Origin of the sequence: Jiangella endophytica (assembly GCF_003427025.1) — a bacterium.
Lineage (GTDB): Bacteria > Actinomycetota > Actinomycetes > Jiangellales > Jiangellaceae > Jiangella > Jiangella endophytica.
In genome coordinates this window covers 42,497-54,562 of the sequence record NZ_QVAI01000028.1, presented here as the reverse complement: position 1 = coordinate 54,562, position 12,066 = coordinate 42,497, and the positions used below count along the sequence as shown (strand labels likewise).

The following is a 12,066-nucleotide window of genomic DNA, read 5'->3' as shown; positions in this document are numbered from 1 at the left end:
AATGCCGTCGGAGTCGTAGTCCTGCCAGATGGTGCCGGTGATCGGGTCACCAACCGCCGCCAGCGCCGGCAGCGTCGACGCGCCGGCGCCTCCCAGCGCGGCGCCGACCACCACGGTGGCGGTCAGGACGCCCGCGGCGGCGCGCCCCCTCCGCCATGACGCCCGGCTCGGTTGCTCGCCTGCCGGCCGGCCCCGTGTCTGCAACGATTTCACGTCTCGTCCTCCACTGCCGTCCACGTTTCTCTGACGACTAGGAGTGGCACCGCGGCGAAACGAGCACGCATCGGCCCTTCCATGTGATGCAGATCACGTTTGGTGCTGACGCCGCCGGGCGGCAGCGGGGGGCACCGGCAGTGCCTCCCTCGTCCAGCCGGGCCGACCTAGTCTGACCCGCATGAACACCTGGACCGACGACGAACTGAGCAGGATCGGCGGCGCCGAGGAACTGCGCATCGCCTCCTACCGGGCCGACGGCACGCTCCGGCCGTACGTGACGATCTGGACGGTCCGCTCCGGTGACGAGCTCTACGTCCGGTCCGCCTACGGCCGCGGCAACGGCTGGTTCCGGCGTGCGCTGGCCAGCGGCACCGGCCGCATCAGCGCCGGCGGCCTCGAGCGGGACGTGGCCTTCGAGGAGCCCGCCGACGACGTCCACGCGGCCCTCGATGCCGCGTACCACGCGAAGTACGACCGCCACGGCCCGGCCATCGTCGCGACCGTGACCGGCGGGCACGCCGTCGGCGAGACCATCCGGCTGCTCCCCCGGACCTGACCGCCCCGGCGCGCCGGACCCGGCGTCAGGCCGTCGCCTCGGCGGGCGCGACGGCGTGCCGCGTCCGGCTCCGCCCACCCGGCACGATGACCACGAGCACGACCACCAGCGCGGCCGCGAGCAGGACGCTGCTGCCCGTCAGCGCCACGCTCACGTGCGCCGCCACGGCCGCCGGGCCGTCGGCGCCCGCACCGGCCGGCGCGGCGACGGCCACCAGCACCGCCAGGCCGAGCGCCATCCCGAGCTGGTGAGCGGTGTTGACCAGACCCGACGCCGCACCCGCGTCGGCCGGGGCGACGCCGGCCAGACCGGCGTCGGTCAGCGGCGCGAACGCGAGACCTTGACCGGCGCCCACGAGCATCATCGGCAGCGCCACGGAGGTCGGGTAGGCGGCGCCGACGCCGGCCAGGCTCAGCCAGGCCATCCCGGTGAGGGTGAGCGCCGTGCCGCCGGCCAGCAGCACGGCATTCGGAATCCGCGCCCGCAGCGCCGGCACCGCCATCGCGACGACGAAGTTCACCAGCGACATCGGCAGGAACCCGAGTCCGGCTTGGAGCGGGGTGAAGCCGAGCGCGTCCTGCAGGTACTGGGTGGTGAAGAAGAAGAACCCGATCATCGCGCCCAGGTACAGCATGCGGGCGGCGTAGGCGCCGCTGCGCTCCCAGCTGCAGAACAGCCGCAACGGCATGATCGGCTGCTCGGCCCGTGCCTGCGTGAACACCAGCGCCACCAACAGTGCCAGCCCGGCGACGACCGGGACCACCACGCCGGCCGCATCCCAGCCGGTCTCGCCGGCCTCGATGATCCCGAGGACCAGCGCGCCCATGCCGAGCGTGGCGCACAGCGCGCCGACGACGTCGAACCGGCCACTGCGTCGTGGCGTCTCCGGCAGCACCGCCCGCGCGGCGGCGATCATCGCGACCGCGATCGGCACGTTGACCAGGAAGGCCGCCCGCCAGGAGAGCCACTCGGTGAGGGCGCCGCCGACCAGCAGCCCGAGGCTGGCACCCAGTCCGGCGGTCGCGGCGTACCAGGCCACGGCCCGGCTGCGCGCCTCGCCGTCGAAGTACGCCGTGATGAGGGCCAGCGACGTCGGCGCGACGATCGCGGCGCCGAGACCCTGTACCGCCCGGGCCCCGATCATCCAGGCGCCCGTCGGAGCCAGGCCGATCGCCAGCGACGCCGCGCCGAAGACCGCCAGCCCGGCCACGAACAGCCGGCGCCGCCCGACGATGTCCCCGGCCCGCGCGCCGAGCAGGAGCAGCCCGCCGAACACCAGGGTGTAGGCGTCCTGGACCCAGGACAGCGCGGCCGGCGACAACTCCAGGCCGGCCCGGATGCTCGGCAACCCGGTGAAGATCACCGAGTTGTCGAGCAGGATCATGAAGTAGCTGATCAGGATGATCGCGAGGATCGCCGCGCGGCCACCGGTCCGGGACGTCACGGCCGGACGGCGACCTTGAGGGCGGTGCGCTCGTCCATCGCGGCGTAGGCCGTCGCGACGTCGTCCAGGTCGACGGTGCGGTCGAAGACGCGGCCGGGGTCGACGGTGCCGTCGAGCACCGCGGGCAGCAGCCGGTCGGCGTACGCACGCACCGGGGCGGGACCGCCGGTCAGCGTGATGTTGGGGCCGAACAGGCTGCCGAACCCGACCGGCGCCTCCTCGTACTGCGGGACGCCGACGCGGCTGATCACGCCGCCTGGGCGGACGACGCCGACGGCCTGGTCGTAGGCGGGGACGTGGCCGACCGCCTCGAGGACGATCGGGCTGCCGCCGCCGGTGAGCTCGCGCACGGAGGCGATGCCCTCGGCACCGCGCTCGGCGACGACGTCGGTGGCGCCGAACGCGCGGCCGAGGTCGGTCCGCTCCCGGTGCCGGCCCATCAGCACGATCCGCTCGGCACCCAACTGGGCGGCGGACAGCACGGCCAGCAGGCCGACCGCGCCGTCGCCGATGACGGTGACGGTGCTGCCCTCGGTGACGCCGCCGCGGACGGCCGCGTGCCAGCCGGTGCCGTACACGTCGGAGAGGGTGAGCAGGCTCGCCAGCCGGGCCTCGTCGGTGCCCGCGTCGACGCCGGGGACGGGCACCAGCGTGCCGTCGGCGAACGGGACGCGGACCGCCTCGGCCTGGCCGCCGCCGACGCCCAGGCGCGCGTCGTTCCAGAACCCGCCGACGACGCAGGACGTCTGCAGACCGGCGCGGCAGAACTCGCACCGGCCGCAGGAGATCGCGAACGGGGCGATGACGAAGTCGCCGGCGCGCAGCGTGCGGACGTCGTCGCCGACCGCCTCGACGACGCCGACGAACTCGTGGCCCATCGAGGTGCCGGCGCCGGACGCCGACATCGAGCGGTAGGGGTGCAGGTCGCTGCCGCACACGCAGGCCAGCACCACGCGCACCAGCGCGTCGGCCGGCTGCTGGAGGACCGGGTCGGGGGTGTCGACGACGCGGACGTCGCCCGCGCCGTAGAGGTAGGTGGATCGCATGTCACCCAGTGCACCCCACCCTCGCGAGCCCGGGGAGAGCCTGTCGTGCCCGGTACTGCCAGTGCCCCTCACCGGCCGGCGCGGCGGCCTACGGTGGAGCCATGAGCACCGTCGACCTGCGCGCCGAGATCCGCGAGTTCCTCAGCTCCCGCCGCGCCCGGCTCACCCCGCAGGAGGCCGGCCTGCCCGCGTTCGGCGGCCACCGCCGGGTGAAAGGGCTGCGGCGCGAGGAGGTCGCGATGCTGGCCGGTGTGTCTGTCGACTACTACGTCCGCATGGAGCGCGGCAGTCTCGCCGGCGCGTCCGAGAGCGTGCTCGACGCCCTGGCCGGCGCGCTCCGGCTCGACGAGGCCGAGCGGACGCACCTGTTCGCGCTGGCCCGCGAGAGCGGCGCCCGCGGCACCAGGCGCAAGCGGGCCGAGCCCGCCACCGTCGCGCCGCCGATCCAGCGGGTCCTCGACGCCATGACCGAGGCGCCGGCCTGGGTGCGCAACGGCCGCCACGACATCGTCGCGATGAACCAGCTGGCCAGGGCCCTCTACTCCCCCGTCCTCGCCGACCCGCGGCGGCCGGCCAACACGACTCGCTTCATCTATCTCGACCCGGCGGCCGAGCAGTTCTTCGTCGACTACGACCGCATCGCCGCCGACGCCGCCGCCATGCTCAGACTCGAGGCCGGCCGCAATCCGCACGACCAGGCCCTCATCGAGCTGGTCGGCGAGCTGTCGACCCAATCGGAGCGGTTCCGCCAGCGCTGGGCCAGCCACGACGTCAAGTTCCACCGCAGCGGCCGCAAGCGCCTGCGCCATCCCGTGGTCGGCCAGCTCGACCTCGACTTCGAGTCGATGGAGCTCTCGTCGGCGCCGGGCCTGCACCTCAACATCTACACCGCGCCGGCCGGCTCATCCACCGCCGACGGGCTGCGGCTGCTCGCCTCCTGGGCCGCCTCCTCCGACCGGGACCACGCGCTCGACGCCTGACGCAGAGCCCGGACAGCGTGCCACGATGGAGCCATGACGTGGGACGACGAGGCGCGCGCCCGGATCGACACCGCACACCGCCCCTGCGCCGTCGAGGTCGTCCTGCGGACCGATTCCGTCAGCGGCATCGGCGACGCGGCCCGGCCGGGCACACGTTCTCCTGGTTCAACGAGTGCGGCGTCTACTGGGCCGCACTCCACGCCCGTGACGAGCGGCTCAGCGTTGCCGCCCAGCGGACGGCCGAGGCCGGGACCCCGACGTGGCGTCAAATGGGCGGACGGGCACACGACGACCACCATCACGGGCGTCTGACGACAGACGGCCCCAAGCCATACCGTGGTCGGAATCGCCGCTCCCATGGAGGTATGCCCGTGAAGACGTCCTACGACCACATCGTCATCGGCGCGGGAGCGCTCGGCTCGGCCGCCGCGTACCGGCTGGCCAAGGACGGGCACACCGACGTGCTGGTGCTCGAGCAGTACGAGCTCGGCCACACCCGCGGCGCGTCGGAGGACCATTCGCGCATCATCCGGCACACCTACCACTCGACCGTCTACACCGCGCTCACCCCGGCCGCGTACGCCGCCTGGGACGAGGTCGAGGACGAGACCGGCCTGCAGGTGGTGTTCCGCGTCGGCGGGCTCGACCTCGCCGTCACCGGCACGCCCGGCGAGCGCGAGCTCGACGGCTACCGGGCCTCGCTGGCGCCGCTCGCCGCACAGGGCGTCACCTGGGAGAACCTGGGCGCCGACGAGATCCGGTCGCGGTGGCCGCAGTGGCGCATCGGCGACGACGTCGTCGGGCTGTTCCAGTCCGACGGCGGCATCCTGGACGTGCGCCGGGCGACCGCCGCGCACATCGCGCTGGCCCGCGCCCGCGGCGTCGAGTTCGCGCCGGGCACCACGGTGCTCGGGCTGTCGTCGACGGACCGCCAGGTCACCGTCTCGACCAGCCGCGGCGAGTTCACCGCCGGCTCGGTGGTGCTGTGCGCCGCGTCGTGGACGCCCACGCTGCTGCCCGGCCTCGGCGTCGACTGGCCGATCACGCTCAGCCAGGAACAGGTCAGCTACTTCGCGACGCCGCACCTGCGCGACTTCGCGCCGGACCGGTTCCCGATGTGGATCTGGCACGGCGACTCGTTCTTCTACGGCTTCCCCGTCTACGGCGAGGTCGCGGTGAAGGCCGCACGGGACATGAGCGGCCGGTTCGTCACCCAGGAGACCCGCAGCGACGTCCCCGACCCGGCCGAGACGGAGCTGGTCGCGGCGTTCCTGCGCGACCGGCTGCCCGCCGCCGCCGGACCGGAACTGGTCAGCAAGACCTGTGTCTACGACATGGCACCGGACCGCGAGTTCATCCTCGACCACGTTCCCGGCCACCCCCGCATCGTCGCCTTCGTCGGCGGCGGGCACGCGGCCAAGTTCGCCAGCCTGCTCGGCGAGATCCTCGCCGAGCTCGCCACGACCGGCACCACCACGCACCCGATCCACGCGTTCCGGGCCGACCGGCCGGCGCTCACCGACCCCGGCTTCGTCCCGTCGTTCCGCCTGGCCGCAGCGGTGCGGTGAGCCGCAGGACGTCGACCGGGACGTCGTCGTGGGAGTCGTCGCCGGACACCGGTGCGGCCGCCCATCGCAGCACGAGCCGAGCATCCTGCCGTGGTTGGCCTCGTCGATCGCCTCGAAACGGTGCTGACGCGGGTCGGGTGGGTTCTGGTGGTCGGCGCACACCGGGTCCATTCCGGCCCGTACGGCTGTCCTCACCAGGGACATGGCCGGAACGCGGCGACCATGTCCAGCGCTTCGACCCGATCCGTGGCGTCAGGCACGGGGGTCGGTTCGGGCTCCTGGTCGGCTGGTGCGCTGGTTCGCCGTTGCGCCACAGTTCGCCGTCGCGCCGTTCGCCGTCCCCCTGCTGCCCCATTCTCTTAGCCGCGCAACCGCGCCTCAAGCGGACTGACGGGCGCTTCGCGCCGGCGATGCCCGCTTGACCCGCGGCCGCGCGGTCTCAGAACGGGCAGCTATCAGGGGGACGGGGCGAGTCTGGACACACCTCGGGCTCCGCAGGCGTGGTCCAGGGATCCAGCGGTCCGGTGCCCAGGGATCCAGTGGCCGCCATGGTCCAGGATCCAGCGGGTGCAGGGTCAGCCGTCGGCCTGGCTACTGCGAGCCCCTGGCCCGGCCGCACCCACCGCCGGACTGACCGCCGCCCCTGGCCCGGCCGCACCCACCGTCGATCTGACCGCCGCCAGCCGTCGGCTCGGTCGCGCCCGCCGTCGGCCCGACCGCTGCCGGCCGTTGACCCGCTCCGTTCACGTCGGCGTGCTCCGTGGCGAGAACGGCGATCACGAGACAGCACTCGGGCACCCTGACGACACGAAACGCCCGTGAGCACCGGTTCACGCACCACTTCACCAGGCGTTCTCCCACTCCACCAGGCATGCACGCCTCGCAGAGCGGGAGAACGCCTAGTGAAGTAGGCGATCGTTGATGATCATCGCTGTCCACAAGCCACCACCGGCACCACCGGCACCAGCAGCCCCAACGGCACCGGTGGCGTCGAGGCGACGCCCGCCGATGAGCCGGTCGATGTCCGCGAATGACCGTGGCGTCGGCTGCGGAGCACGAGGTGCGCCCGCACCTCCCCCGTCCCCCTGATAGCAGCCAGTTCTGAGACCGTGCGGCCGTGGGTCAAGTGGTCCTTCGCCGGCGCGAAGCGCCCGTCAGTCCGCTTGAGGCGCGGTTGCGCGGCTCAGACCATGGGCAGCAGGGGGACGACCAACCGTCGCCCCCGGCCAACGGCGCAGTCCCGAGCCAACCCCACGACCCCACGACCCCACGACCCCACGACCCCACGACCCCACGACCTCACGACCTCACGGCCAACCGTCACGGCGCCGGCCCGGTCGACTCGCGCAGCAGCAGGCGGTTGAGCCCGGCCTCGGGGACCGGTGGGGGCTCCTCACCGCGCACGACGGCGATCAGCTGCCGCATCGCGAACCCGCCGCGCAGTTCGCGGTCGACCGAGACGGTCGACAGCGACGGCGTCGAGTACTCGCCGACGCGCAGGTCGTCCCAGCCGAACACGCTGACTCGGCCGGGCACCGCCCAGCCGCGTTCCCGCGCCGCGCGCATGGCCCCGATGGCGACCTCGTCGTTGGCGGCGACGATCGCCGTCACCTCGGAGTCCGCGGGCAGTGCGGCGAGCGACTCGTAGCCGACCTTGGGCCCCCAGTCGAAGCCGACGACCCCGTGGGAGACCAGGCCCAGGCGCTCGATGGCATGGCTGTAGGCGAGCCGCCGGCTGCGGGCCGACGCGAACGCCGGGTGGCCGGCGACGTGCAGGAAGTGGCGGTGGCCGAGCGAGGCCAGGTACTCGACGATCTCCGCCGCCGGCGAGCCGTCGGCCAGTGCACCGATGTTGCGCATCTCGTCGTCGAAGTCGGCCGACACGACGACCGCGCCGCCGTACTCCTGCCCGGCCGGGTCGTCGACGTGGCCCAGCGGCGCCAGCGACAGCACCCCTTCGACCTGCCGGCCGCCCAGCAGCGCCCGCACGCGTTCGCGCCGGGCCCGGCTGCCGCCCACCTCCACCACGATCTCGACCCGGAACCCGGCCGACCGAGCGGCCAGGCAGGCGGCGGACAGCTCGCGCTGGAAGACGTGGCTCGACCAGCCGGGGATGAGGACGGCGACGGTGCCGAGGCGCCGCGTGCGCATGGCCCGCGCCACGAGGTCGGGCTGGTAGTCCAGCTCGGCGACGGCGGCGTCGATCTTCGCGACGGTCGCGGCCTTCAGGCCGCCGTTGCGGCGCAGGTAGCGCGAGACGGTCTGGTGCGACACGCCCGCGAGCTGCGCGACCTCGCGAATGGTCGGACGCTTCGACGTCGCTCCCGCAGTCATGCCAGCAGGGTACTTGACCGAAAGTGATCGTTCACCTAAGTTCGAGCGGCAATTAGTGAACGATCACTTTCCGGGAACGTCGCCGAGACCCAGGAGCCTCCATGACCGACCCGTCCCACCCCCGCCCCCTCCGCGTCGCCGTCGTCGGCGCCGGCGCCATCGCCCGCAGCAGTCACCTGCCCTCGCTGGCCCGGCTGGCACCTCGCGTCGAGGTCGTCGCGCTCGTCGACGTCGACCTCGACCGCGCGAAGACACTGGCCGCCGACGCCGGCGTGCCGGCCTGCTACTCCGACGTCGACGAGATGCTGGCCCGTGAGCAGCCCGACCTCGTCACGCTGGCCACGCCGCCCGTGGCGCACCGCGCCGCTGCCGTCGCGGCGCTGCGCGCGGGTGCCTGGGTGTGGTGCGAGAAGCCCCCGGCGCTCTCGCTCGCCGACTACGACGCGATCAGCGCCCACGAGCGCGAGGGCGGCCCGTACGCCGCCTACGTCTTCCAGCACCGGTTCGGGTCGGCCGCCACCCACCTGCGCGAACAGGTACGCCAAGGGACGCTCGGCCGGCCGCTGGTGGGCGTCTGCCACACGCTCTGGTACCGCGGCCCCGACTACTTCCAGGTGCCGTGGCGGGGCCGGTGGGAGACTGAGGGCGGCGGCCCGACGATGGGCCACGGCATCCACCAGATGGACCTGCTGCTGGACATCCTCGGCGACTGGGACGAGGTGCAGGCGATCGCGGCCACGCTGGACCGCGACACCGAGACCGAGGACCTGTCCGCCGCGCTCGTCCGCTTCCCCGGCGGCGCGGTGGTCTCCGTGCTGAACAGCCTGCTGTCGCCGCGTGAGACCAGCTATCTGCGCTTCGACTTCACCGACGCCACCGTCGAGGTCGAGCACCTCTACGGCTACGACAACTCGCACTGGCGCACGACGCCGGCCGGCCACGTCGAGCCGGACCGTGCCAGCGGATGGGCACCGGCCGACGACGAGGCCAGCTCGCACTACGTCCAGCTGCGCGGCCTGGTCGACTGCATGGAGCGCGGCGTGCGGCCGCCGGCCAGCGGCGCCGACGGACGGCGAGTGCTCGAGCTGGTCGCCGCCATCTACCGCGCCGCGCACGAGCGCCGTCCCGTCACCCGCGCGGAGATGACCGGCGACGCGCCCTTCTACCGCTCGATGCACGACGTCGCACCGGCCGCGGCGGCGACCGGCGGGCTCACCGTCGTCGACGACGACCGCTGCGTCGTGGTGCGCGCGGGCGGCGTCGACCTCGCCCGTTACGTGTACCGGCCCGACACCCCCGCGGCCGAGGCGCCCAAGCCGTACCTGCACCCGATCCGGACGCTGGACGGCGCGATCGTCTCCGGCTTCCGGCCGTCGGACCACCGCTGGCACAAGGGCCTGCAGATGACGTTGTCGCACGTGTCCGGCCAGAACTTCTGGGGCGGGCCGTCCTACGTCCACGGCGAGGGCTACCAGTGGCTCGACAACCTCGGCCGGATCGAGTCGGTCGCGCTCACGGCCCGCGCCGGCGCCGACGACGTCACGCTGGCCGAGCGGCTGCGGTGGACCACCGCGGACGGCCGGCTCTGGTTGGAGGAGGACCGGACGCAGCGCTTCCACGGCGTCGACCCGGAGGTGGGCTGCTGGGTCCTGGACTTCACGACGTCGCTGGTCAACGTCGGCGGCCAGGACCTGCACCTGGGCAGCCCGACCACCCACGGGCGCCCGGCCGCCGGCTACACCGGCTGGTTCTGGCGCGGTCCGCGGTCGTTCACCGGCGGCCGGGTCTTCGGCCCCGAGCTGGACTCGGCCGACGAGCTCATGGGCGCGGTCTCGCCCTGGGTGGCGTACTCGGGGCAGCACGACGACGTCGACGGCGGCGCCACGCTGCTCGCCTTCGCCGGGACCAGCACCGCGGACGTCCCGCTGCGCTGGTTCGCCCGCAGCGACCCGTTCCCCGTCCTCGCGCCGTCGCCGGCCTACGACGAGGAGATCGTGCTGGCCCCGGGCGACACGCTCGGCCTCACCCACCGGCACGTGATCGTCGGCCATCGCTGCAAGCGGGACGAGGCCGAGCGGCTGGCCCGGCGGTTCGCCCTGCACCCATGAGCGCGGCGCCACGGGAACGGCGGTGGTGCCCGGCAGTCTGACCGCGGGCTGTCGCTTCGCCGTCTCGCCCGATGTCAGCCGCTGATCGCGATCAGGGCCGTGTCGGCCACCGCGTGCAGCTCGTCGACCTCGGCACCGTCTCGGGCCTGATGGCTCATCCCCTGGATCGCCGTGGCGACGAACCGAGCAAGCCCGTGTGGATCGGCGTCCGGTGGCAGCTCACCTGAGTCGACGTCGCGCTGGAATGCCCGCTCGAAGGCCGCGAGGTTCTGGTTGCGCAGGCCGGCGAGCCGATCTGCGACATGGCGGTTGCCGGGAGACACGGTGACCGCCGCGCTGATCACGAGACATCCGCCCGGGTGACGGGTCGATGCGTAGTTGGCGGCCGCCTCGTGCAGTACCCGGCGGGCGAGCCGGGTGCCGCTCGGCTCTTCGGCGACCGCCTCGGAGAGGAAGCGCCCGTGGGTGGCGTTGTAATGGTCGACGACGGTGAAGAACAGGGACTCCTTGGAGCCGAAGGCGGCGTACAGGCTGGGGGGCCGGATCCCCATGGCGGCCGTGAGCGTGGCGAGACTGGCGCCTTCGTAGCCCCACCGCCAGAACACCTCCATCGCGGCGTCCAACGCGGTCGTCATATCGAATCGGCGCCCCTGGCCCGACACCCCAGCCATCGGCCCCCTCCTCTCGAGACGTCCCAGCTTACGTGTATCGATCGATACTTGTAGTGAACGCTACACGTATGACAACCTCATCGGCATGACCCAGACTCCGAACACAGCCGCTGCCGATATCGCGCCCATCGCCGTCGTGACGGGAGCCAGCCGGGGCATCGGCGCGGCCACGGCCGAACGCCTGTCTCGCGACGGCTACCGCGTCGCGGTCCATTACGGCAACGACTCGATCGCGGCCGGCTCGGTGGTCGCCCGGATCCGGCGGAGCGGGGGCGACGCATTCTCCTTCCAGGCCGACCTGACTCGACCCGACGCCGGCCGTGGGTTCTGGGAGGCCTACGACGCGGCCGCCGGCGACTGGCGACCGCAACCCATCCGCGCCCTGATCAACAACGCCGGCGTGACGCTGCGAGGGCCGATCGACGACTTCGCCGCCACGTCCCTGGCCGAGCAACAGCAGATCAATCAGACCGCGCCGTTCCTGATCGTCCAGGAAGGGCTCGGCCGTTTCGAGGACGGCGGCCACATCGTGAATGTGTCCTCCGGCGCCACCCGGATCGCAACGCCCGACATCATCGCCTACACCATGACCAAGAGCGCGATCGACGCCTTCACCAGAACACTGGCTCAACACCTCGGTCATCGCCGCATCACGGTCAATGCCGTGGCGCCCGGAATCATCGACACCGACATGAACGCAGGCTGGTTGCGCGACAACCAACAAGCCATCGACCACGTGCTGCCCCAGATCGCCCTGGGCTACATCGGAACACCCGCCGAGATCGCCGACGTCATCGGCTTCCTCGCCTCCGATGACGCGCGCTACGTGACCGGGCACACCATCGACGCCACCGGCGGCTCGCGACTCTAGGCGGCCGGTTCAGCACTGGAGGAACGCGACGGCACAGAGGACATCCGCACCAGGGGCCCGCAGGGTGCCCGTACCGGCCGGATGAGGCGTTCCGGCTCTGCCCGCACAGCCTTGGAATGATCACGTTAAGGAGGGGTCTGTTCGCTTCCCCAGGCATGCATGCCTCGGAGAGCGGGAGCAGCCCTCCTTAACGTGATCATTCCGAGGGGGGCGAGGCGCTGGTGCCGCGGGGCGATCTCGGCAGACGTCGGAGCGTCGGGCGTGCGCATTCA

Annotated in this window: 10 protein-coding genes; 5 read left to right on the top strand and 5 right to left on the bottom strand. The window is 72.9% G+C overall.

Annotated elements, in window-relative coordinates; all coding sequences use genetic code 11:
* Positions 1–213 (bottom strand): hypothetical protein (locus DZA62_RS36090; RefSeq protein ID WP_198664458.1); only part of this gene is annotated, 213 nt, incomplete at its 3' end.
* 181 nt (positions 214–394) lie between these two features.
* Here DZA62_RS36090 and DZA62_RS32935 point away from each other — a divergent pair.
* A complete protein-coding gene (locus tag DZA62_RS32935) occupies positions 395–772 on the top strand; it encodes a DUF2255 family protein (RefSeq protein WP_116953208.1) in 378 nt (125 codons plus the stop codon).
* Positions 773–797: 25 nt separating this feature from the next.
* Here the strand turns inward: DZA62_RS32935 and DZA62_RS32930 are convergent, their stop codons facing one another.
* Both DZA62_RS32930 and DZA62_RS32925 read right to left on the bottom strand, forming a co-directional pair.
* Positions 798–2,216: an MFS transporter gene (locus DZA62_RS32930; protein ID WP_198664457.1), complete on the bottom strand. Its 1,419-nt coding sequence runs from the start codon at positions 2,214–2,216 to the stop codon at positions 798–800.
* Complete coding sequence (locus DZA62_RS32925) at positions 2,213–3,262, bottom strand: alcohol dehydrogenase catalytic domain-containing protein (RefSeq protein ID WP_116953207.1); 1,050 nt, start codon at positions 3,260–3,262, stop codon at positions 2,213–2,215. Before DZA62_RS32925 ends, DZA62_RS32930 begins: the two co-directional genes overlap by 4 nt.
* A gap of 101 nt (positions 3,263–3,363) precedes the next feature.
* Between DZA62_RS32925 and DZA62_RS32920 the strand changes: the two genes are divergently transcribed.
* Both DZA62_RS32920 and solA read left to right on the top strand, forming a co-directional pair.
* The gene (locus DZA62_RS32920; protein WP_116953206.1) at positions 3,364–4,242 is read left to right on the top strand and encodes a helix-turn-helix transcriptional regulator; all 879 of its coding nucleotides are present in this window, start codon (positions 3,364–3,366) and stop codon (positions 4,240–4,242) included.
* A 371-nt stretch (positions 4,243–4,613) separates the two neighbouring features.
* Positions 4,614–5,810, top strand: a complete 1,197-nt coding sequence (gene solA / locus DZA62_RS32915; RefSeq protein WP_198664456.1) for an N-methyl-L-tryptophan oxidase — start codon at positions 4,614–4,616, stop codon at positions 5,808–5,810.
* Positions 5,811–7,130: 1,320 nt separating this feature from the next.
* On the opposite strand, the gene DZA62_RS32910 is transcribed toward solA, so the two are convergent.
* Positions 7,131–8,144 (bottom strand): LacI family DNA-binding transcriptional regulator, encoded by a 1,014-nt coding sequence (locus DZA62_RS32910; RefSeq protein WP_116953204.1) that lies wholly within the window; start codon positions 8,142–8,144, stop codon positions 7,131–7,133.
* A gap of 101 nt (positions 8,145–8,245) precedes the next feature.
* On the opposite strand from DZA62_RS32910, the gene DZA62_RS36605 reads away from it, so the two are divergent.
* Positions 8,246–10,252: a DUF6807 family protein gene (locus tag DZA62_RS36605; protein WP_198664455.1), complete on the top strand. Its 2,007-nt coding sequence runs from the start codon at positions 8,246–8,248 to the stop codon at positions 10,250–10,252.
* Positions 10,253–10,326: 74 nt separating this feature from the next.
* Here the strand turns inward: DZA62_RS36605 and DZA62_RS32900 are convergent, their stop codons facing one another.
* Entirely contained in the window at positions 10,327–10,923 is a 597-nt protein-coding gene (locus DZA62_RS32900; RefSeq protein WP_116953203.1) for a TetR/AcrR family transcriptional regulator, read from the bottom strand.
* Positions 10,924–11,008: 85 nt separating this feature from the next.
* Here DZA62_RS32900 and DZA62_RS32895 point away from each other — a divergent pair, with 85 nt between their 5' ends.
* Positions 11,009–11,794 (top strand): SDR family oxidoreductase, encoded by a 786-nt coding sequence (locus tag DZA62_RS32895; RefSeq protein WP_116953202.1) that lies wholly within the window; start codon positions 11,009–11,011, stop codon positions 11,792–11,794.
* Positions 11,795–12,066: the final 272 nt, after the last annotated feature.